The 20,870-nt window shown below is 65.1% G+C and carries 17 protein-coding genes and 1 other RNA gene; 12 read left to right on the top strand and 6 right to left on the bottom strand.

The window, feature by feature from the left end:
- Nucleotides 1-14: 14 nt before the first annotated feature.
- Complete coding sequence (locus FB389_RS05540) at nucleotides 15-734, bottom strand: response regulator transcription factor (protein WP_142111750.1); 720 nt, start codon at nucleotides 732-734, stop codon at nucleotides 15-17.
- A gap of 179 nt (nucleotides 735-913) precedes the next feature.
- Here FB389_RS05540 and FB389_RS05535 point away from each other — a divergent pair, with 179 nt between their 5' ends.
- Entirely contained in the window at nucleotides 914-2,110 is a 1,197-nt protein-coding gene (locus FB389_RS05535; RefSeq protein ID WP_142111747.1) for a sensor histidine kinase, read from the top strand.
- Between the two features lie 191 nt (nucleotides 2,111-2,301).
- On the opposite strand, the gene FB389_RS05530 is transcribed toward FB389_RS05535, so the two are convergent.
- Complete coding sequence (locus FB389_RS05530) at nucleotides 2,302-3,954, bottom strand: hypothetical protein (RefSeq protein WP_170207888.1); 1,653 nt, start codon at nucleotides 3,952-3,954, stop codon at nucleotides 2,302-2,304.
- A 410-nt stretch (nucleotides 3,955-4,364) separates the two neighbouring features.
- On the opposite strand from FB389_RS05530, the gene FB389_RS05520 reads away from it, so the two are divergent.
- Nucleotides 4,365-6,191: an AMP-binding protein gene (locus FB389_RS05520; protein WP_142111744.1), complete on the top strand. Its 1,827-nt coding sequence runs from the start codon at nucleotides 4,365-4,367 to the stop codon at nucleotides 6,189-6,191.
- A gap of 6 nt (nucleotides 6,192-6,197) precedes the next feature.
- Here FB389_RS05520 and FB389_RS05515 read toward each other — a convergent pair whose 3' ends face one another.
- The gene (locus FB389_RS05515) at nucleotides 6,198-6,839 is read right to left on the bottom strand and encodes an SRPBCC family protein (RefSeq protein ID WP_142111742.1); all 642 of its coding nucleotides are present in this window, start codon (nucleotides 6,837-6,839) and stop codon (nucleotides 6,198-6,200) included.
- 200 nt (nucleotides 6,840-7,039) lie between these two features.
- Between FB389_RS05515 and ffs the strand changes: the two genes are divergently transcribed.
- Nucleotides 7,040-7,136, top strand: an RNA gene (gene ffs, locus FB389_RS05510) — signal recognition particle sRNA small type.
- 94 nt (nucleotides 7,137-7,230) lie between these two features.
- Nucleotides 7,231-9,870: a DNA polymerase III subunit gamma and tau gene (locus FB389_RS05505; protein ID WP_142111740.1), complete on the top strand. Its 2,640-nt coding sequence runs from the start codon at nucleotides 7,231-7,233 to the stop codon at nucleotides 9,868-9,870.
- Nucleotides 9,871-10,000: 130 nt separating this feature from the next.
- Here the strand turns inward: FB389_RS05505 and FB389_RS05500 are convergent, their stop codons facing one another.
- Nucleotides 10,001-10,870, bottom strand: coding sequence for an SDR family oxidoreductase (locus tag FB389_RS05500; RefSeq protein WP_142111739.1), 870 nt, complete (start codon nucleotides 10,868-10,870; stop codon nucleotides 10,001-10,003).
- Between the two features lie 102 nt (nucleotides 10,871-10,972).
- Here FB389_RS05500 and recR point away from each other — a divergent pair, with 102 nt between their 5' ends.
- From recR to FB389_RS05480, 4 genes are all read left to right on the top strand, one after another.
- Nucleotides 10,973-11,572: a recombination mediator RecR gene (recR, locus tag FB389_RS05495; RefSeq protein WP_142111737.1), complete on the top strand. Its 600-nt coding sequence runs from the start codon at nucleotides 10,973-10,975 to the stop codon at nucleotides 11,570-11,572.
- 180 nt (nucleotides 11,573-11,752) lie between these two features.
- Nucleotides 11,753-13,075 (top strand): aspartate kinase, encoded by a 1,323-nt coding sequence (locus FB389_RS05490; RefSeq protein ID WP_142111735.1) that lies wholly within the window; start codon nucleotides 11,753-11,755, stop codon nucleotides 13,073-13,075.
- Nucleotides 13,076-13,152: 77 nt separating this feature from the next.
- Nucleotides 13,153-14,235, top strand: coding sequence for an aspartate-semialdehyde dehydrogenase (locus FB389_RS05485; protein WP_142111733.1), 1,083 nt, complete (start codon nucleotides 13,153-13,155; stop codon nucleotides 14,233-14,235).
- A gap of 54 nt (nucleotides 14,236-14,289) precedes the next feature.
- Nucleotides 14,290-14,637, top strand: a complete 348-nt coding sequence (locus FB389_RS05480) for a TraR/DksA family transcriptional regulator (RefSeq protein WP_142111731.1) — start codon at nucleotides 14,290-14,292, stop codon at nucleotides 14,635-14,637.
- A 37-nt stretch (nucleotides 14,638-14,674) separates the two neighbouring features.
- Here FB389_RS05480 and FB389_RS05475 read toward each other — a convergent pair whose 3' ends face one another.
- Together FB389_RS05475 and FB389_RS05470 are read right to left on the bottom strand one after the other, a co-directional pair.
- Complete coding sequence (locus tag FB389_RS05475; RefSeq protein ID WP_142111729.1) at nucleotides 14,675-15,619, bottom strand: ketopantoate reductase family protein; 945 nt, start codon at nucleotides 15,617-15,619, stop codon at nucleotides 14,675-14,677.
- Nucleotides 15,620-15,694: 75 nt separating this feature from the next.
- Complete coding sequence (locus FB389_RS05470; protein ID WP_142111727.1) at nucleotides 15,695-16,624, bottom strand: hypothetical protein; 930 nt, start codon at nucleotides 16,622-16,624, stop codon at nucleotides 15,695-15,697.
- A 169-nt stretch (nucleotides 16,625-16,793) separates the two neighbouring features.
- Here FB389_RS05470 and FB389_RS05465 point away from each other — a divergent pair, with 169 nt between their 5' ends.
- The 4 genes from FB389_RS05465 to FB389_RS05450 are packed head-to-tail and all read left to right on the top strand — an operon-like array spanning nucleotide 16,794 to nucleotide 20,752.
- A complete protein-coding gene (locus FB389_RS05465; RefSeq protein WP_142111725.1) occupies nucleotides 16,794-18,128 on the top strand; it encodes a histidine kinase in 1,335 nt (444 codons plus the stop codon).
- Nucleotides 18,125-18,781, top strand: a complete 657-nt coding sequence (locus FB389_RS05460) for a response regulator transcription factor (protein ID WP_211344958.1) — start codon at nucleotides 18,125-18,127, stop codon at nucleotides 18,779-18,781. Before FB389_RS05465 ends, FB389_RS05460 begins: the two co-directional genes overlap by 4 nt.
- Nucleotides 18,782-18,818: 37 nt before the next feature.
- Nucleotides 18,819-19,919 carry a Dyp-type peroxidase gene (locus tag FB389_RS05455; protein ID WP_246043538.1) on the top strand — a complete coding sequence of 367 codons (1,101 nt, stop codon included), beginning with the start codon at nucleotides 18,819-18,821 and terminating at the stop codon, nucleotides 19,917-19,919.
- Complete coding sequence (locus FB389_RS05450) at nucleotides 19,916-20,752, top strand: family 1 encapsulin nanocompartment shell protein (RefSeq protein ID WP_142111723.1); 837 nt, start codon at nucleotides 19,916-19,918, stop codon at nucleotides 20,750-20,752. Before FB389_RS05455 ends, FB389_RS05450 begins: the two co-directional genes overlap by 4 nt.
- Nucleotides 20,753-20,870 lie beyond the last annotated feature (118 nt).

The raw sequence follows: 20,870 nt of genomic DNA, 5'->3' as shown, positions 1-20,870 counted from the left end.
AGACTGGTGGGGCCCTATTCGCCAGCAATCGTGCCGGTCTCTTCCAGCATGCGCAGGGTCGCTATGACCCGTGGATTCTCGTTCGGGTCGGGGTCGATTCCTAACTCCGTGTAGATCGAATTCACGTGGTTTTGGACGGACTTGTCGGCGATTCCGAGCCGTTCGGCAATCCCCGCGTTGGACAACCCCTGGGCCAAGAGGCGCAGCACCTCGTAACGTCTCGCGCTCAATGCGGCAACGGAGGTTCCAACCCGGGGCCGCGCCTTGTCCACGAGACCGGGATCAAGAACCTGCCGACCGGCCGTGGTGCGTCGGATCGCAGCTAGCAGCATGGTGACCGACACGCACGAGTTCTTTGACAGGTAAGACCACTTCCCCTGCATGCCCTGCGGCAGGTCCAGCAGCAGTTCCATCGCGTTGTGCGCGGACAGTAGCAGGACGCGCAGTTTGCTGTCCCGGCGCTGCAATGACAGGCCCAAGGCGATGCCGTTGCCATCGGGCAGCGAGATATCCATGAGGACGATGTGTGCGGAACCGGGGAGGATTTGGGTGCGGGCGGCTTGGGCGGTCGCGCACGATGCAACCAGCGTCATGCCGGGTGTGGCGTTGATAGTCGCAACCAGCATTTCCCGGAAAAGGTTGTTGTCCTCAACGATTGCAACACGGATTCCCTCGCGCGCGATCTCATTTTGGGATCGTGCTGAACCCGATTCCAATTCCGTTTCATCAGCCATGGTGTCATTATTGCTGATGGCGCATTCAACGCATGGTAATGAGGCCCGGTTAGGGTGAAAGATCCAGCGGCGTGCGTAAAGTGTGGGGAAGCGAGGGCGTTCCTCGCGCAACGATGAGCGAATCGACTACGATCCAACGGCCCGCGGCGCGGGCGCGGCCAAGCGCCTAAGGAGTTTTCATGGCGATCAGCGCTAAAGAGCGGCAATGGCACGCGGCTTTCGGCATCAATGTGGAACCGCCTAGCCCCGCCGATGAGTTGGACCGGCGATGGGTTTTCTATTCGATTTTAATGATCGGTTCGACATTCATCGCCATGGGCCTTGTGCAGGCGTATTACCTGGCCGGGCAATCGAGCGGTCCATCCAACATCCACGGCCTCTTGTGGACGCGAATTCTGGCGTCGGTGACGCCGTTGGTGGTGGCTTCTTGGGCTATCTCGCGATTGGATCTGCCCCGGATATCTGGCCTGCGTCAGCGCGTGATCCTGGGCGGCGCCGTCGTGGTGTTGGGAGCCGCCGCGAGGATCGGGTTGCAGGCCCTGTTGCGCATCTATGTCACCACCGATGGAATCATCATCGCATTCGAGCTTATGGGCGGAATTCTGATGTACGGCGTGGCCACCATTTTCGCGACGGGGTCAATGCGTCATCAGCGGCGTGAACGCCAGCTCGCGGCCGAAGCGCAAGCCGCCAAGCTGGCGCAAATTGTCGCGACTGAGGCCCTGCGCGAAGAGGAGATGCGAGTTCACCGCACCGTTTCCGAAGCGTTGCATGGTTCCGTTCAGCAGCGCTTTGTCGTCATGGAAGCGGAACTGACCGGTGTCATGCGGAGAATGACGGGGGAATGCCCGGAGAGGGCCGAGGTGACGGTCAGTTTAGAGGCGATCCGCGCCGAGTTAGCGAATATCAGGGACGAGACCATCCGCGCCACAAGCCGTCTCCTGTCACCGGACGGCCTCGAGGTGGGATTGCGGGGCGCCATCCGTCTTCTGCTGGGGCGCCTCCCAACGCATATAGAGGCCTCGTTCTCTGTCGATGCGGCTGTGCGTCAATTGGACGACTTCACTGCCAGCAGCATTTCGTCGGAAACGAGGATGCTGCTGCTGCGGTTCGTCGAGGAGGCGCTCACCAACGCCCTCAAGCACGGACACGCGCGAAAGGTCGCGGTCTCGTTCGGGGCCGAGAACGATGCGACTGGCTGCCCGAACGCGCTTCTTGTGCAGGTCGCCAACGACGGGAGGCCATGGTCCCCGGGGGCCGACGAGGGGAGCGGCCTCGGTGGCCTGCGGCGCCGCGCCAAAATTGCCGGGGGCGATCTTGAAACCGGACTCGACGTTGACGGCATGACAGCCGTCGCAATGCGATTGCCGCTGTGATCCGTCGATCGGGCCCAATTCCGCTGGTCGAGTGGCCCGCACGGCGGGCCGGCGGAAAACTATCCCGGTCCCTTGAAACCATGAGCGTGTCGACACGGTGAAAGCATGCCGGGCAGTGAACGGTAGCGGGTTGGTGACGGCAAAGAACCCCGCCGGTAACTGAATCCGGCGGGGTTCGGAGCGCATACCTTCTACGCAGTTTCGCCTGGTAGAACCGAAGGAGCCCCAGTCGTGGTGTTAAGCAATTGGCACATTTCAACGACCACTGAGGTTCCGCCTTCATCCCACCTAACACCGCCCCAGTTCGCATAAATTGGATTCGACGCGTTCGAAGCATTGCGCAGCCCAGCCCAGTGTGCTGGTTCGGCGGTCTGATTGATGCCAGCAAGGTATCCACGCGCTGTTTCATCCGCGGAACCTCCCCACACCTGCTCGCTGCAGTCCCACTTGTATCCCGACACTGGGTAGTTGGCGTTCGTGTACATGCGCGCATTGTTGGCACTTGAGGGGGTACAGTCCTGGCCAGTGCGTGTACCACAAGAGTGAATCTCGCCCGAGCTCCGTGACCAGTAGTCCCCGTGTGAAAGCCCAAAGGTCTGTTCCTGCCACCACTGTGCAAAGCCGCCCTGGCCGGGCACCTTAATGGTCTTCGTCGAACCGTCCGCGGTCACATACGTCCCAGTCACGGTCGGTCCACCGCCCGACGCCGTCTTCAACGGCCGGAAGTGGTTGCTGCCCTCCTCAAGGAACCCGTTCGCGACCCCCCAGTCGTTAAGTGCTTCCGCCACGCCCGGGACATAGAATGTCTCAGTCTTGGTGGTGCTCCAACCTGATGCGGGCTGAGTAGTGAACCTTTGCAGCAACGACCATGTCTTGTTCGGCCACTGCACCGTCTCAGCCGGCACGAGCCCCCAGTCGATCTCTTCGGCAGTTGGTTTACGCACGCAAACCTTTGTCACCCCGCAGGCCGCATCCCTACTCCAGACGCCGGCGACGGTGGAGATCGTCAAGCAGTTCGCAATCGGGTTACCAAACACGTCATTGCAGGTCGCATACCCGTTGCCCGTCCCAGGGGTGGTTGGCGTTGACGGCGTCGCGGGGTCCGGCGTACCGGGGTCATTCAACGTGGCTTTGCCGCTCAGCTTCTTCACACCGGAAGACTTAGCCTTCGCGATTCCGGTGCCCACGGCCTGCACGCGCCATTTCTTATAGGCTTGAGCTTCCGCCGCAGTAATGGTCACAGCCACGTTAGCTTTCGACCTGTTCGGCGCCGTGTACGTACGGACGGTCACCCACGAGGCGCCCGAGTACCGTTGCAGCAGCACCTTGCGACCGTAGGCTGGTGACACGGCCACCGTGTCCTTCACGGCCTTACCCTTCGTCACCTTGGCCGAGGAATCCCACCCGGACAGTTTTGTGGTCAGCAGTCGCGCGGACGCCTTCGCCGACCCCACGCCCGCAACCTTGACGCGCACCGACCCCGGACGCTTCGAACGAAACGACACGACCCCCACGTAGGCGCCCTTGCCAACCGACCAGCGCACCGCCACCCGCTTGCGCTGATCAGCCCCGCCGGACTTCACGCTGCCGGCCGGCCGATAACGAACCACCACCCACCGCACTGCATCGGCGCGCGGGGCACGAACCACCACCCTCACCTCGGCCCGCACCAACCGCGGCCCCACCTGCTTAGCGCTCACCTTGACAAAGACGCCCCGCGACACCGCGCCCGCAGGCACCGCCCCCACGCCCGCAGGCACAGCCCCCGCAGCCACCGCGCCCGCGGGCATCGCGCCCGCGGCTAACGCGCATCCCACCACGGCGGCCACCGCCGACCTCGCCACCGGACGCCAGCCACACCGCACCACGACACACCCCAATCCACTAGACGCCAACACCGGGCCAAGAAACCTAAACACCCAAGCCTAATACGTCAGGCCCCGCTTCCGCCCCCGGCGACCGGAGCGACCATGGACGATCCGGCCCGCTTGCGCCCCGGCGCCCGAAGCGACCATGGACGATCCGGCCCGCTTCGAAAACTAACCACCACGACAGGCGCGATCGAACGGTTGAGCAACACGACGATCCGCCCCGGTGCCGGGATAGAAAACACGACGGGCGAAGCCCATCGGGTGCTCGTCGGCGCGCGTCGGGTGTGACCGATCCGGCACCGCATTTGATTCACGGTCCCAGCGAAACTACGGAACCGTAGGTTACGGTGGCGTAGGTAGAACTTTTGGAAGAAGGACGATCGATGACCAACGCGGATGCTTCACCTCAAATCGACGCAATCGAGGGAGGGACGGGGGCCTCGTCGATCGATATAGCGACAGCAAAGCTGCCCGGCTCCGCGCTGGTGTCGGGCCAAACCTCGCAGGCGACCCTGGACTTCCGCAAGGCCCGCGATTTCCTGCTTTCGGTACGCGAGGATTACGACAAGGCGGTCCGGGAGTTTGTGTGGCCCGATCCGCCCCATTTCAACTATGCACTCGATTGGTTCGACGTGGTTGCATCGGATCCGCACACCGCGGACCGGCTTGCCCTGTGGCTCGTCGAAATGGACGGCAGCGAAACCAAGCGGACGTACGCTGACCTGCGGAAACGGTCGAACCAGGCGGCTCACTGGCTACGGGAGCAGGGCGTCGAAAGGGGCGACCGCGTCCTATTCGTGCTCGGCAACCAGGTCGAGCTGTGGGTGCTGTCCCTCGCGATGATGAAGATCGGCGCCGTGCTGATGCCGACGACGACCCTGGCCGACGCCGTGGAATTGCGCCAACGCATCAGCGCGGGCGGCGCGCGCGTCGTCGTTGCGCGCGGCAGTGAATTGGCCAACTACGACACTCTCGGCGACCTAACGGGCGACATGGTGTGCATCACCACCGGCGAAGCGCCCGCGGGTTGGCGCCATTTCGACGAAGAAACGGTGGCGGATCGATCCACCGATTTCACGGCGGAGCAAGCAACCAGCGCCAGCGACCCCCTGTTCATGTACTACACGTCCGGAACGACCGCCGAAGCCAAGCTGGTGGAGCACACGCAGGTTTCCTACACCATCGGTCACCTGTCGACCATGTACTGGATCGGGGTGCGTCCCGGCGACGTGCACCTCAATATCTCGTCGCCGGGCTGGGGCAAGCACGCCTGGTCCAACTTTTTTGCCCCCTTCCACGTTGGCGCGACCGTGTACCTGTTCAACTACGAGCGATTCAACGCGGGCAGGCTGCTGGACGAAATGGAGCGCGCCCGGATCACGAGTTTCTGCGCGCCGCCGACCGTGTGGCGGATGCTCATCCAGGCGGATCTGACGCGCCTCAAACACCCGCCGACATCGGTGGTCGGCGCGGGCGAACCGCTCAACCCGGAGGTCATTGCGCAGGTTGAAGACGCCTGGGGTGTGACTATTCGCGACGGATACGGGCAAACCGAAACGACCCTGCAGATCGGAAACTTTCCCGGACAGCCCGTGAAGTCGGGGTCAATGGGCAAACCGGCGCCTGGGTACGTGGTGACCTTGCGTGACGAGGATGGGGACGAGATCACCGAGCCGGGGCACCCGGGCGAAATATGTCTATCGCTCGATTCGCGGCCAATCGGGCTGACTCCCGGATACGCGAACGCCCCAGAGCGCACCCGCGAGGTTATGCGCGATGGCTGGTACCACACCTCGGATGTGGCCTACCGCGACGAGGACGGCTACATCACCTACGTCGGGCGAACCGATGACGTGTTCAAGGCATCGGACTATCGGATCTCTCCGTTCGAACTGGAATCGGCGCTATTGGAGCACGACTGGGTCGCGGAGGCCGCAGTCGTCCCGTCGCCAGATCCGCTGCGTTTGGCCGTGCCGAAGGCATACGTGACCCTGGTCGAGGGCGTGGAGCCGACCGCCGAGACCGCGCAGGAGCTGTTTGGCTTCTCGCGCGAGCGGCTTTCTCCGTACAAGCGAATCCGCCGCATGACATTCGCATCGGAGCTGCCAAAGACCATCTCCGGGAAGATCCGGCGGGTCGAGTTGCGGGTGCTGGAGGCGGAACTGTACGCGGACCCGTCGGCGCGCCCGGAGGGCGAGTTTCGGGGCTAGGGCGTCCTAGTCGGTCGCTTCGGCGCGGGCCTTGATGCCGGTCAGCATTCTTTGGCTCATCAGGAAGCTGACCAAGGAAACCGGTTCGACGATGGCTGCGGCGAGCGGACCCAAATAGCGATAGCGTTCGCGGACGATGAGCCGCGTGCGCGCGGGTGCCTGCTGGTGAAGCACGAACGCCCACGAGAACTCGAACGGCATCTTCTTGTCGTCGACGCCGGTTCCCGTGAGCACCAGGTGGCTTTCGGGCTCAAGCTCGGCTACCTGCAAATCGACGCCCTTCGCGAGCGAGACGGTGTCGCCAACCGCGATCCCTTGCAGGTCGGGGACGATCTTGTCGGCGGAATGGATATCCAGACCACACAGATTCTCAAGCCAGTCGTAGGAGTAAAAACCAGCGCGGCCGGTGCCGATTTGTGCGATCCACGGCCACACGCGGCTGGGGGCGGTGCGGATGGTGATGGCGCGCGTGGACTGGTGGTCGGCGTAGGCCATCGCCTCGTCGCCAGGCAGATAACCGCCCTCCTCGAGAGGGTCTGCTCCCCAACGCAATGACCAGGCACGGAGCCCGCCCAGCGCAACCGCGCCCGCAATCGACCCGATCGCTAAAAATGTCAGATTCTTGAACGTGCGCGCAGCTTTTGCCATAACTTTACGAAACCACCGTTGCGGCGATATGGCAACCACTAGCGCACAAGATCCGACCCATGCGTTTGCTTAGAGCGTCGGCGCTGTGCGCGGGCGTCGCGGCCGCCGGCGGTCACGATCGCGACGCGGCGCGGCGGAAGCGGGTTGGCGGGCCTCGTCCCGAAGTTGTTCGACATGCCGGGATGTGCGGTACCCTAATGGTCGACCCCTCGCGTGGCGTCATCCTGCTGAACTCCCCCAGGACCGGAAGGTAGCAAGGGTAGGTGGGCTCTGGCGGGTGCGCGGGGGGTCCTTGACATTTCGCGGGCCGATCCGGCTGCATCCGGAGAAGTTGTCCACCGGGGTGTCTATCCGGCTCGCGGTGTCAGGCGAACCGTCTAAAGTTCTAAGGGTGAGTGAAGCCCTGTATCGCCGCTACCGGCCCGAAACGTTCGAAGAAGTGATCGGACAAGAGCACGTGACCGTGCCGCTGATGCGCGGACTTGAGGCCGGCCGGGTGAACCACGCCTACCTGTTCTCCGGGCCGCGAGGATGCGGGAAGACGACGTCGGCGCGGATCCTGGCGCGGGTGCTGAACTGTGCAGAAAACACCGAAGGTCACCACACCGCGGATCCGTGCGGCAAGTGTGAATCCTGCATCGAGTTGGGCCGCGGGGGGTCGGGGAGCCTGGACGTCGTGGAGATCGACGCCGCCAGCCACGGTGGCGTCGACGACGCGCGCGACCTGCGGGAACGGGCCACTTTCAGCCCCTCGCGTGATCGCTACAAGATTTTTATCCTCGACGAGGCGCACATGGTGACCTCGGCGGGGTTCAACGCGCTCCTCAAGATCGTCGAGGAGCCGCCGCCCTACCTGAAATTCATCTTCGCAACCACCGAACCCGAAAAGGTCATCGGAACGATCCGATCGCGAACTCACCACTACCCATTTAGGTTGGTCCCCCCGGAAGTGCTCCAGCCGTACCTGGAGCAGGTGTGCGGAGCGGAACGGATCGCGGTCGATGCGGGTGTGTTACCGCTCGTGGTGCGCGCGGGCGGGGGATCCGTGCGCGATTCCCTGTCGGTGCTGGATCAGCTGATGGCAGGGGCCGAAAACGGGACCATCACGTACGAGTTGGCGGCGGGCCTGCTCGGGTTCACGCCCGTAACCTTGATCGACGACGTCGTGGAGGCGCTGACGGGTCGTGACGGTGCACGCCTGTTCCGGATCGTCGAACAGGTCATTGCTACGGGTCTGGAGCCGCGACGCTTCGTCGAGGATCTGCTGGAGCGGTTTCGTGACCTTCTGGTGCTTGCCGTTTCCGGAGAGCAAGGCGATTCGGTCTTCCGCGGTTACCCGAGCGACCAGGTCGAACGCATGCAGCGGCAGGCGAGCGCGGCGTCAGTCGCCCAGCTATCTGCTGCGGCGGACACCATCAACGGCGCCCTCACCGAGATGGTGGGGGCGACTTCGCCGCGGCTTCACCTGGAACTCCTGTGCGCCAGGCTTTTGGTGCCAGCGGGCGTTGACGGAATCCGTGAGGTCGCCGCGCGCGTCGACGCGCTTGAGGCGGCGGCGGGAACTGCCGCGGTTGCGGGGGCCGGCGACCGGCCCGCGGATGGCGGCCGCGGCGGGGCGCAACGACGTCCGGCGCCGACCGCGACGGTGCGCGCTGAGGAGGGCGGGGGCCCCCGCGTAGGTCAAGAATCCGCACCTCGCCCGGCGTCGCGCGCGGATGCGCTCGGCGATGCGCTCGCGGCGGCGGCCGGGAACAACAATCGCGCGGCTACGCGGCAAAGCGAGTCGCGCGCAAACGAAAGAAGGGACGAGGCCGCCCCCCACGCGACCCGGCCCCCTGCGGCGGAGCAGGGGCGGGGTGCGGTGCCTGCGGCGGAGCAGGGTCGGGGTGCGGTGCCCGCGGCGGAGCAGGGTCGGGGTGCGGCGCCCGCGGCGCCGCGGGCGCAGGCCAGCGCGGATGTGGTTCGCGTGGAAACGGAAGTCCTTGCGCGGCGGTGGGACGACGTGCTGGCCGCGTTATCCGGTATGCGCAAGGCGACGTGGGCGTTGGTCAGCCAAAGCGCAACCGTCGGGGCGCTGGCCGGAGACGATGTCACCCTGCTGTTTCCATCGGTGGGGCTCTTGGAGCGATTCCGGTCATCAGACCACGCGGCTCTGGTCGCGGCGGCCATCGAGGTGGCGCTTGGGGCCAAGGTGAACGTCCGCGGCGACCTGCGCGATGGCCGCGGCGATGACCGCGGCGGTCGTGCCGCAAGCGGTGGACCCGCGGGAGGTGCTGCGGGTGGTCCCGGCGCAGCAGACGGCCGCGCCGCGCGCAACACGAATAATGCGGCCAGGGGCGGCCCGGCGCCGCGCGGAGGGCAAACATCCCAACGCCCACCCGCGAATGCTCGACGAGAAGCCGTCAGCGGGGCGGACCCGCAGGCGGGCCAACAGGGCGGCAGCGCCCGCGCGCCGCAGGGCGCCCAACGCGAACACCGTTCCGGCCCGGAGCGGCGGCCCGGTGCGACCGACGCGGACCACGAGCGAGGCGCCGGGCAACCACGGCGCGGCGCGCAGGTCGATTACGACGCACCGGAACCCCCCGGCTGGCTCGATGAACCTGCCCCTGAACCCGAAGTCATTGCGGAGGGTAGCCGCGGGTCGGACCACGTTGTGCCGCAAAGCGCCGACAAGGGACAACCTGCCGCTGCAACCGGAACACCCCGGTCGGCGGTCACGCGGTCGGCAGCCAGCGGCATCTCGGCCTCGCTCCCACCTATTCCCGTCCGCCGGCACCAAAACGCCGCGGGCGCTCCCGCCGGCAAGCCTGCAACTTCGGGGGGCCGGGTCGGCGCGGAACGTGCCGACCGGCGCCCCCACCCCGCGGAACGCGCCGACCGGCGCCCGGCACCGTCGGACCAGGACGTCGAGGAAGCCTGGTCAGACGATGGCGCGGTGGCGATGGAGGATTCGGGACTCCTCGGAGCCCCGCTCATCATGCAGATGCTGGACGGTGTCGTGATCGATGAAGTGATCGAAAACGAACGCTAGTTTCCCTGCGCCGACAGCGCGTCAGCGAGGGTGCCTACTCCGCCGACAGGGCGTCAGCGAGGGTGCTTACTCCGCCGACAGTGCGTCAGCGAGGGTGCTTACTCCGCCGACAGTGCGTCAGCGAGGGTGCTTACTCCGCCGACAGTGCGTCAGCGAGGGTGCGCGCGATGGGGGTCGTGGGCCGACCAATCAGGACCGATAGGTCGTGCGTGACGGTTCCCAACTCGCCGGCGCGGATCGACTGATCGATCGTGGCGATGAACGCCGCGGTTCCTTCATCCAACCCGGCTAGGGCCACGAGCGTGTCCGCGTGCTCGCGTTCGGAAACGTCGCGGTACGTGACGTCGCGCCCGGAAATCTCGGTGACGGTCTTCGCAAGATCCGCGTATGACCACGCGGTGTCACCGCCCAACTCATACGTCGCGTAATCATGCCCGTCGTTTGCGGCAACGATCGCCAGCGCGGACGCGAAGTCGTCCCGCGCCGCTGACGCGACCTTGCCGTCCCCGGCGCTGCCGAGGATTTCCCCCGTTGCGACCGCCTGACGCGCGGTGTCAATGAAGTTCTCCGAATACCATCCGTTGCGCATGAGCGTGTACGCCATTCCCGATTCGCGCAGATCGTTCTCCGTCGCGGCGTGGCTGGCCCCCATCGGATTGATCAGGGCCGCGCTAGCGCCCAGCATCGATGTGTAGACCACGCGGTTGACCCCGGCTTCCTTGGCCGCGTCGATGACAGCGCGGTGCTGGACCACGCGTGCACCGACGTCGTTGCCGGAGATGAGGACCAGGGTGTCGACCCCGCTCAACGCGGGTTCGAGTGTTTCGGTGTCGTCGTAATCAGCGGCCCGGATCTGTATGCCGCCCGAAAACGCTTGCTGAGCCCGAAGCGTATCGCGCGCCAACGCCACGATGGTGGTCGGATCGGTGCCGCCCGCCACGAGGTGTTCGATCGTCAATCGTCCCAAATGCCCCGTTGAACCTGCTACCGCAATCGTCATGCCAACCGCCCCTTCACGTAGAAATCTGTTGTTTCTAATGTAGGCCCGGTTATCTGAAAGCCGCATCCGTGAAATGTCAGGCGGTGGCACTACGATTGATGTGTGTACGAAGGCGCAGTGCAGGACCTCATCGACGAACTCGGAAGGCTTCCGGGGATCGGCCCCAAGAGCGCGCAACGGATCGCTTTTCATATCCTCGACGCGGAGCCGGAAGAGGTGCAGAAACTCGCAACGGCCCTAGTTGACGCGAAATCGCGGGTGCGCTTTTGTGAAATCTGCGGCAACGTGGCGCAGGGCGTGCAGTGCCAGATATGCGCGGACCCGCGGCGCATGGACACGGTGATATGCGTCGTAGAAGAGTCGAAGGACGTCGTCGCCATCGAACGGACCCGCGAATTTCGGGGCAAGTATCACGTACTCGGCGGGGCGATCGATCCGATCGGGGGGATCGGGCCAAACAATCTGCGCATCAGAGAATTGCTGACCCGGCTCCAGGACGACACCGTCAAAGAGGTGATTTTGGCGACCGACCCCAATGTCGAAGGCGAGGCCACCGCGACGTACATTGCGCGCCTGCTATCTGCGCTTCCGATCCGAGTTACGCGGCTGGCATCCGGTTTGCCCGTCGGCGGCGATCTGGAATTCGCGGACGAGGTCACCCTTGGTCGCGCGTTTGAGGGCCGCACCCAGGTGGGCGTGTGACGTAGTGCGCGCACCGCGAAGGAGTTTGCTCCCGTGCGCCCGGTTGCGGCGCCAGGTTGCGCGCGGGCGCGGTGCCCGCATTGTGGGCGAACGAGCGCCCGTCATGCGGTCACCGCTACAATTGGGCGGCCGGTACCGTGCCATCAACGGTACAGATTCCATACCGACCCGGAGTGAGTTGTGGCACTGATCGTCCAGAAGTACGGCGGTTCGTCCGTGAGCGATGCGGCAAGCATCCAGCGAGTCGCACGCCGAATCGCGCAAACCAGGCTTGCGGGCAACGACGTTGTGGTCGTGGTCTCGGCAATGGGTGACACGACCGACGAACTGATAGATCTTGCAGCGCAACTCACCAGCGCGCCTCCGACCCGCGAGATGGACATCTTGCTCACCGCGGGTGAGCGAATCTCCATGTCGCTTCTCGCGATGGCGATCGATGCGCTAGGCGTGAAGGCGCGTTCTTACACCGGCCAGCAGGCGGGCCTGATCACCGATGCCGAATATGGGCGAGCCAAGATCATTGACGTGGTTCCCGGGCGCATTCAAAAGGCTTTGGACAAGGGAATGGTGGCGATCGTTGCCGGATTCCAGGGCGTCAACACCGAAACCAACGACGTCACCACCTTGGGTAGGGGCGGATCCGACACGACCGCGGTCGCATTCGCCGCGGCATTGGGTGCGGACGTCTGCGAGATTTACACCGATGTCGACGGGATCTTCACCGCCGATCCGCGCATTGTGCCGACGGCTCGCCAGGTCGCGCGGATCACTTACAACGAGATGCTTGAGATGGCGGCCAGCGGTGCCAAAGTCCTGGCGTTGCGTTGCGTGGAGTACGGCCGCCGCTACGGGGTTCCAATCCACGTGCGTTCGTCGTTCTCGGGCCGCGTAGGAACTTTGGTGACCGATGAATTAGGAACGGGTATTCCCGGCTTGCTGCCGCAGGACGCGCAGGCAGCAAACGAAGCGAAGAATGGGGACGACATGGAAGCGCCGATCATTTCGGGTGTTGCGCACGATCGCACCGAAGCGAAAATCACCGTTGTGGGCCTGCCCGACGTCCCGGGGACCGCCGCGCGGCTCTTTGAGATCGTCGCAATTTCGGGCGCCAACATCGACATGATCGTTCAGAACGTGTCCGCCCAACAGACCGGCCTGACCGACATCTCGTTCACGCTCCCGGCCGCGGACGCGCCAGCAGCAATCGAGGCGCTAACCAAGGCCCGCGCCGACATAGGCTTCGACGAACTGCTCTTCGATGACCAGATCGGGAAGCTGTCGCTGGTCGGTGCGGGAATGAAGTCGAGCCCCGGCATCTCCGCCAAGCTGTTCGGTGCGCTGCGAGATGCAGGAATCAACATCGAGATGATCACGACGTCGGAAATTCGCATCTCGGTAGTCACCCGCGCAGAGGAACTCGATTCGGCAGTGCGCGCCGTGCACTCCGCATTCGGTCTCGATTCCGATGGACAGGCCGTCGTATACGGCGGCACCGGCCGCTAGCCCAAACGCCAACCCACACGCCGCAGCACGCGGCGCCTGGCACCCAGACCCACCCAGCAACCCAAGCACCGAGAGGCATGACCGTGAATATCCAGCAGCAGCCAAGTGAAGGTCTCACCGTAGCCGTCGTCGGCGCGACGGGCCAGGTTGGCACGGTCATGCGGACATTATTGAACGAGTCCACCATCCCCGTGGCCGACGTCCGCTTTTTCGCCAGCCAGCGTTCCGCGGGAACGCAATTGCCATGGCGGGATGGCAAGGTCGTTGTCGAAGACGTCGCGAAGGCGACGGTCGATGACTTGCGCGGTATCCACATCGCCTTGTTCTCCGCAGGCGGAGCCGGTTCCAAGCAGTATGCGCCGCTCTTCGCCGAAGCGGGTGCCACCGTCATCGACAACTCGTCCGCGTGGCGCCTGGACCCCGACGTTCCGCTCGTGGTCTCCGAAGTCAACCCGCACGCTCTGGACCAGGCGCGCAAGGGGATCGTCGCTAATCCGAACTGCACCACCATGGCCGCGATGCCGGTACTCAAACCGCTTGCCGATGCGCGCGGACTGGAACGACTGCGGGTTTCGACCTACCAGGCAGTGTCCGGATCCGGTCTGGCCGGGGCTCGCGAACTCGAATCACAGATCCGCCGCGGCGTCGAACAGGACCTGCTGGGCCTGACGCTGGACGGAGGCGCCGTCACCCTACCGGAGCCCAAGGTCTACGTGCGCCCGATCGCCTTCGACGTCGTGCCGCTCGCCGGGAACCTGGTCGATGATGGCAGCGGCGAGACCGACGAGGAACAAAAGCTCCGCGACGAATCCCGCAAGATCCTGGAAATACCCGAACTTGCCGTCGCCGGAACCTGCATCCGCGTTCCGGTTTTCACCGGTCACACCCTCGTCGTGCACGCCGAGTTCGCGCAGCCCATCACCCCGCAAGAAGCCACCGCGCTGTTGGACGGCGCGCCGGGCGTGCACCTGGTGGACGTGCCAACCCCGCTGCAAGCGACCGGAATCGACCCGTCGCTGGTGGGCCGCATCCGCCAAGACCAATCGGTTCCGGGAGGCCGCGGGCTGGTCATGGTGATCTCGTCCGATAATCTGCGCAAGGGCGCTGCGCTCAACGCGGTCCAGATCGCGCAACTGGTCGCCGACCGGATCGTGGCTTAGCAAGCGGCGCCGGCCGGTACGCGAATCGGGTCCATCCACTGCGACAATGGTGTGATGGAGCCCGACTATCCAGCGCTACTGCGCGCGGCGCGCGCGGATGCGCTGACCGCCGCGGTTGCCCGCGAACGCGATATCGGCTCCTTGATCGAGGCCTCGCGGGGCTCCAACGGCGATGACGAACACGACCCGGAGGGCGCAACTATCGGGTTCGAGCGCGCGCAGGCGTCCAGCATAGCCCGCGGCGCGCGCGCCCGCCTGGACGAAATCGATCGCGCGCTCGCCAAGTTGGACGCCGGGACCTTCGGGGCCTGTGAATACTGCGGAAAGCCGATCGGCGCGGGCCGCCTGGCGGCGCGGCCCTATGCCCGGCTATGCGTGGACTGCCAGCGATCCGGCGGCTAGTACCCGGGCCCGGTGCGGGCAGTGCCCGCCATCTTCGTCACACGTGCCCGCGGTGCGCATGCAGCGACAGCACCCGCGTGATGGTCGTGTGCAGCGGCACCGCAACCCCGACCTCCGCTGCGAGCCGAACCACGGCCCCCGATTGCTCGGAGAGTTCGGAGGTGTGCCCGGCCATGAGATCGCGTTGCATTGACGCGGTCGCTGCCGCCGCGGCCCGATCGAGCTGCCCGATAATCTGCCGCTCGTCGCCGTCCGTGACCATGATGCCGTGCGCATTGGCGACGGCGCGCACCTCGCGGACGGATTGCAGCAGCAGTTCGCGAGTCGGGCCAAAATCGCGCCATTCGCCCAGCTGGGCATTGCACAGCGTGCCCACCCCGGACATGGTGCAGATCAGCATGAATTTCTTCCAGAGCTCGCGCGTAATGTCCCCCGTCGCGTCCGCGGCAACGCCCGCCTCCTTGAGGCGCTGCACCAATTCCTGGATAATTCGCGATTTTTGGGACGAGGCCCCCGCCTCCCCAAGCGGCCTATCACCCATGGTGATGAAGGGCTGGGGCCCGCGCTGGCGCACGTGCCCGGGGGACTCGATCGCGGAGACGATCCCGGTCAGGCCGGGAACCACCAGGTTGTCCCCCAACGCCGCGCGCAGGCGACCCGGCGACGTCACTCCGTTTTGGAGCGTCAGCACTATTCCGTCGGGAAGCAGGGACGCGCGCGTGGCCGCGATCGACGAGTCCAACTGGTAGGTCTTGACCGTGTTGATGACTATGGGCGTTTGCGCCAGGTCGCGGACCTGATCGGTTACCGCCGCAGGGGAGACGGAGGCCTCGTCGCTATCTGTTGTCAGTTTGATGCCGTGATCCCTGATCGGTGCCAGGTGACGAGGCGTGACGAAGAGCTGGACGGAGGACCCGGAGCGTTGCAGGACGGCGGCGTAGTAAGCGCCCAAGCCCCCCGCGCCAATGACTGTGATCTGCATAGCTTTAGGCTAAACCCTCCGTGTTTCGGGCAATCGCGAAACGGGGCGGGCGCAGGTTGGCCCGCCCCGAACGCGCTACTTGACCGCGATAAACACCTTGTCGGCAAACAGCTGGGGGGTGATCGCTAGAACCCCGTCTCCGACGCCCTTCTTGGGGACCTCCAACACAAAGTTTCCCTTGACGCTGCCGCCCGGGTAGACCGCGTCGATGCGATTGAACGCCTTGGGCGCCACCGCGAGCGAGTCGGTGCCCGAAATCGTGGTGCCGTCTGCGGTGATGTAGTCGACGCTGACCCACGGGATCGAGCCCTGGTCGTCGTCGCCGGTGTAGGTCGCGGTGACATAAACCAGAATGTAGACCGAGCCCTTCTTCGGTTCGTCGTTGAACATGTTTGCCTTCGCTACCTGCTTGTCGGCGTCGAGCGTCACCTTCTTCACCGTGATCTTCCAGTCGTCGGTGGTGAGCTTCGTGCCGATCGGCGCCGGGGTGTCGCGCGAGGTTCCCCGGTCCGCGGAAGTCTCCCCGGCCGCATCGGAATCGTCGGGATTATCGGTATCCTCGCCGCTTGCGCCGGTGTCGGGGTCGTTTCGCTGTGAATCGGTCGTCGCGTCGGTCGTTGCTTCGGCCGACACGGAGGTGCTGGCGCTGGGAGCCGCCGCGGAAATGGCCTTGCCCACGGCGTTCCCGACCAGGGCAATCGCGACAACCGCGGCGACGCCTCCGCCCACGATCGCGACAACGATTGCGGCGATTGAAGTCCCCTTGGGGCTGTCCTTCTGGACGGCGCCGATGACCCCCAGCACCAAGGAGACGGGAAGGAGAACCCAACCGATAATCAGGGCGCCGGGCACGCAGGCGAAGATGACCCCAACTATCGCCACGATGAGGGCGATCAGGCCCAGCGTGTTCTTGCGAGGAGGCGGCGGCGGGGGTGGCGTTTGGGGCGGCGCGAAGCTTGTCGGCGGTTGCAGGCCGGGTTCCGGGAACGGCATATTCGAACTCATGAAAATTCCAATCGTCGGTACGTGTGGTTACACGGGAACGCTACTGACCTGCAACGATGTGTTCATCGTCCATCTGGGCGCAGTGGCTGACCGGTCGATGGAACGCTGGGTGTAATTCGGAATCGATCGGTGGATCGACTACCGGCGTCCGGTTCGGTAGCGTCAGTGTGTGCCCACTAACCGCCACCCAACGCCCGCGCAGCCGGAGCCGCGTGGGTATGCCGCGCAGCCGGGGCCGGGTGGGTATGCCGCGCAGCCGGGGAACCCGCCGAGGTCGGGCCACCGCGCACAATCCGGGATCGCCGTGGGTGCGCCGCCCCAGCGCAGGACCAAGAACGGCGGAATTATCACGCTGGTGACGCTGGCGGGAATCTTGTTTTCCTCCTACGCCGTGGCGGCGGGCCCCGACGCGCCGATGACTACGCAGCGAGCGCTGGGCATGGTGGCCTTCATCGCGGCTTTCGGCGCGGGGCAGGCGATGAAGTGGCGCAAGACCCACCCGGGGACCGTCATGGCGGCAGTCGGTGCCGGCGCCGTGATCCTGCCGCTGGACCCGCTGGGGACTCTGATCGCCATGGTGTGGTTCATCCCGCAGGCTTCGCGGCCCAAGGCCATCGCCGCTGGGGCATTCGGCGGCGTCGTTACGGCCATGGCATTCTTTCACGACTGGCTGCGCCCCGATGAGCACAAGATCTTTTCCTACTCAATGACGACCGGGCACCAAACCGTGCTGACCGGGACCGGCTACATAGCCGTCGCCGTGGCGGTGTGGGCGGTGGCGCTGACAATTGCCCTGGTGCGGCGCTACCGCGCCGACGCGGCCCAGAAGGAACACGTCGCCGCACAACTGCGGGGCCAAATCGAGCGGCAAGAGGAACGCGATCTGATCGCCCGCGAAATGCACGACACCGTAGCGCACGGGCTCTCGGTGATCTCGCTGCACGCCTCCGCCCTTGAGGTCGGCACATCCGACCCCGCCGCCATAGAAAGCGCGCGCGCCGTGCGTCAGCTTGCCAATCGCGGGCTCGGTGAACTGCGCTCGCTGATAGGCAGCCTGCGCGATAGCACCGTCGACGGCTATGCGGGTGCCGCAACGCCCCCCAGCGCTTTGAGCAGGATTATCGACGAGTCCCGCCGCGCCGGCATCCGCATCCAGGACCACATCGACATTCGCGGCGCGGATGCCTTGGCCTCGACCGCCGCGAGCGCTATCTACCGAATCGTGCAGGAATCCGTAACCAACGCGGTGCGACACGCGCCGTCGTCGCCCATCACGGTCACGGTAGTCGGGGGGCCGCAGGACGGAATTACCGTGGTGGTCGCCTCGTGGTTGGAAAAGGGGCACCGCAGCGCCGTCGGCGCCAGTTCCGGGATCATGGGGATGCAAGAACGCGCCAGGGCGTTGGGCGGCGACCTGCGCGCGGGTGTCGAGCACGACATGTGGGTGGTGCGGGCGGGGCTGCCCTGGAGACCCGCGGAAGTCGGGAATGGAGGCGTGCGGTGATACGCGTAGCGATCATTGACGATGATGCGTTGACGTTGCAGTTACTGAAGAGGATCCTGGAATCTGCCGGCATCGAGGTGCCCGCGGTCGCCCGCGACGGCGACGAGGCGGTTGCGTTGGTGCGCTCCATGCGTCCGGACGTTGTGCTGATGGACCTGCGGATGGAACGGATGGACGGCATCGAAGCGACGAAGCGCGTCCTGGAACTGGACAACCCGCCGGGGATAATCGCATTGACGTCATTCGACACCGAGGCAGCGATCATGGATGCGATGACCGCGGGCGCGGATGGCTTGTTGGCGAAGACGTCCGGACCCGAAGAGATCATCGAGGCGGTTCGGCAGGTGGCGGCCGGCAACGGGGCGCTGTCGCCGCGCGCGGCGCGCGTGGTGATCGAGTCTGTGCGCAATTCCGCTGGGACGCGCCATCAACGCGAGGCTGCCGCGCGACTACAGGAACTGAGCGAACGCGAACGCCAAATCGCGGTCGCCGTGGCGCAGGGAAAGACCAACGCCGAAATCGCCAGGGAGTTCTTTGTGTCCGAGACCACAGTCAAGTCGCACCTGGTAACCATTCTGGCGAAGTCGGAGGCCGGAAACCGGGTGCAACTAGCTGCCCTTATCGTCGCTGCCGGGTGGCGCGTCCGCGAGTAGCCACGCATCGGCGCGCGATTGCGCCTAGGCTTGATGCGTGCCACTCGACGCGACGACATCTGCCGACCAGCCCCCCGCGGACATTCCGGAATCGCAGGCGATCGTCACCCCACTTACCACCTCCGCGATGTTCGTAGTCCTTGAGGTGGGGCCCGCCGACGCGGACCTGCGGGAGGCGGTTGCGACCGTTTCGGACATCAACGCGCTGGTGCGATCCGTCGGATTCAGGGAGCCGGCCGCCGACCTTTCTTGCATCGCGGGTATCGGTTCCGCGCTGTGGGATCGCATCCATGGGGAGGGCGGGCCTCGTCCATCTGAATTGCATGAATTCGTGCCAATCCGCGGCGCAGCTCACAACGCACCCGCAACGAGCGGCGACATCTTGTTGCACGTGCGCGCCAACCGCCAGGATTTGGTATTCGAACTGGTGCGGCAGGCGCTCGCGGCGTTCGGCGGAAGCGTCACGGTCGCATCGTCCACGACCGGATTTAGGTATTTCGATTCGCGCGATCTGCTCGGATTTGTCGACGGAACCGAGAACCCGACCGGCAGATCCGCTGTTCGGGCGGCCCTCATCGATAGGGACGAGGACCCCGGCTTCGCCGGGGGGAGCTACGTCGTCGTGCAAAAATACGTCCACGATTTGGCGGCCTGGAACTCGCTCTCGACGGAGGAGCAAGAGCGGGTCATAGGTCGCACCAAGGTCGATGACATTGAACTTGGCGATGACGAGCAGCCGTCGAATTCGCATGTCAGCCTCAATACGATCGCCGGACCGGACGGTTCCGAGGAAGCGATCCTTCGCGACAACATGGCGTTCGGCGACCCGGCTACGGGCGAGTACGGAACGTTCTACATTGCGTACTCGGGCAAGCTGTGGGTCACCGAATTGATGCTGCAGCGCATGTTTGTGGGCGAGCCGGCCGGCAATTACGACCGAATCTTGGACGTTTCGACTGCGCAAACCGGAACAGTTTTCTACGTGCCAACGTTGGATCAATTAGAGGACCTGCCAAACGCTCTGGCGGGGGCCACGCGAGCCAGCGCGGGCGCGGGCGCGGCTGGCAGCGTTGCGGCGCTATCTCGAACCGAAACCGAATCGCTCGGTATCGGCAGCCTGAAGGGAGACCGGAAATGACCGATCAGGGATCAAACTTGGAAACGCCCACCGTGGGAGCGTCGAATCTGCACCGATGGCTTGCGCCGATTACGGATCTGGCCTGGCAACAAATCGCCGAAGAGGCGCAGCGGACTTTCACCCGCAACGTTGCGGGGCGGCGGATCGTCGATGTGGTCGGGCCGGTTGGCCAAGACGAGGCCGCGCGCAGCACCGGGCACCTGCGTGGCATCGAACCGCCCGCCGCGGGCATCACGAGCCGGTTGCGGCAGGTGGCTCCGCTAGTCGAGTTGCGCGTGCCGTTCACCGTGACCCGTGAGGCGGTCGATGACGTGTTGCGCGGAGCGAACGATTCGGATTGGCAGCCGGTCAAGGACGCTGCGGCGTTGCTGGCGCGGGCCGAAGACAAGGCAATCTTTGAGGGGTACTCGCAAGCCCAGATCCGCGGCATCCGTGCCGGGTCCAGCAACGCTCCCGTCAAGCTTCCGCAGGATCCTCGCGACCTTCCCGATACGGTAGCAAAGGCGCTGACGGTGCTGCGGTTGGCGGGCGTGGATGGCCCTTACGCGCTTGTGCTCGATGCGGATCTTTACACCGAAGTGTCGGAAACGCGCGACCATGGGTATCCGATCCGCGAGCTTTTGGAACGCCTGGTCGAGCGCGTCGTGTGGGCCCCGGCGATTACCGGCGGATATCTGGTCACAACGCGCGGCGGGGACCTGGAGCTCACGCTGGGGCAGGACGTGTCGATCGGGTACTTGGCGCACACCGCGACCGAGATCGAGCTCTACCTGCAAGAATCGTTCACTTTCCTGGATTACACCTCGGAGGCGTCCGTCGTGTTGGAACGTTAGGGGGGCACCGACCGACCCGCGCCGTGGCGCTGCAAAAGGTCCGGGTGTGCTCTTTTCGCAAAACTCGGGGTTGAAAGCCATTGTTGCGATCGGTGCTACGATGTTGGCGTGACCGGAA

This window comes from Rarobacter incanus, from assembly GCF_006715765.1.
Lineage (GTDB): Bacteria > Actinomycetota > Actinomycetes > Actinomycetales > Cellulomonadaceae > Rarobacter > Rarobacter incanus.
Note: the sequence above shows the minus strand (reverse complement) of the source record. Positions and strands in the feature narration are given on the sequence as shown.

Bases quoted from the DNA above. Each gene is read 5' to 3' on its own strand.
- FB389_RS05540 (WP_142111750.1), bottom strand. From the start codon at position 734: ATGGCTGATGAAACGGAATTGGAATCGGGTTCAGCACGATCCCAAAAT.
- FB389_RS05535 (WP_142111747.1), top strand. From the start codon at position 914: ATGGCGATCAGCGCTAAAGAGCGGCAATGGCACGCGGCTTTCGGCATC.
- FB389_RS05520 (WP_142111744.1), top strand. From the start codon at position 4,365: ATGACCAACGCGGATGCTTCACCTCAAATCGACGCAATCGAGGGAGGG.
- FB389_RS05515 (WP_142111742.1), bottom strand. From the start codon at position 6,839: ATGGCAAAAGCTGCGCGCACGTTCAAGAATCTGACATTTTTAGCGATC.
- FB389_RS05500 (WP_142111739.1), bottom strand. From the start codon at position 10,870: ATGACGATTGCGGTAGCAGGTTCAACGGGGCATTTGGGACGATTGACG.
- FB389_RS05485 (WP_142111733.1), top strand. From the start codon at position 13,153: ATGACCGTGAATATCCAGCAGCAGCCAAGTGAAGGTCTCACCGTAGCC.
- FB389_RS05480 (WP_142111731.1), top strand. From the start codon at position 14,290: ATGGAGCCCGACTATCCAGCGCTACTGCGCGCGGCGCGCGCGGATGCG.
- FB389_RS05475 (WP_142111729.1), bottom strand. From the start codon at position 15,619: ATGCAGATCACAGTCATTGGCGCGGGGGGCTTGGGCGCTTACTACGCC.
- FB389_RS05470 (WP_142111727.1), bottom strand. From the start codon at position 16,624: ATGAGTTCGAATATGCCGTTCCCGGAACCCGGCCTGCAACCGCCGACA.
- FB389_RS05450 (WP_142111723.1), top strand. From the start codon at position 19,916: ATGACCGATCAGGGATCAAACTTGGAAACGCCCACCGTGGGAGCGTCG.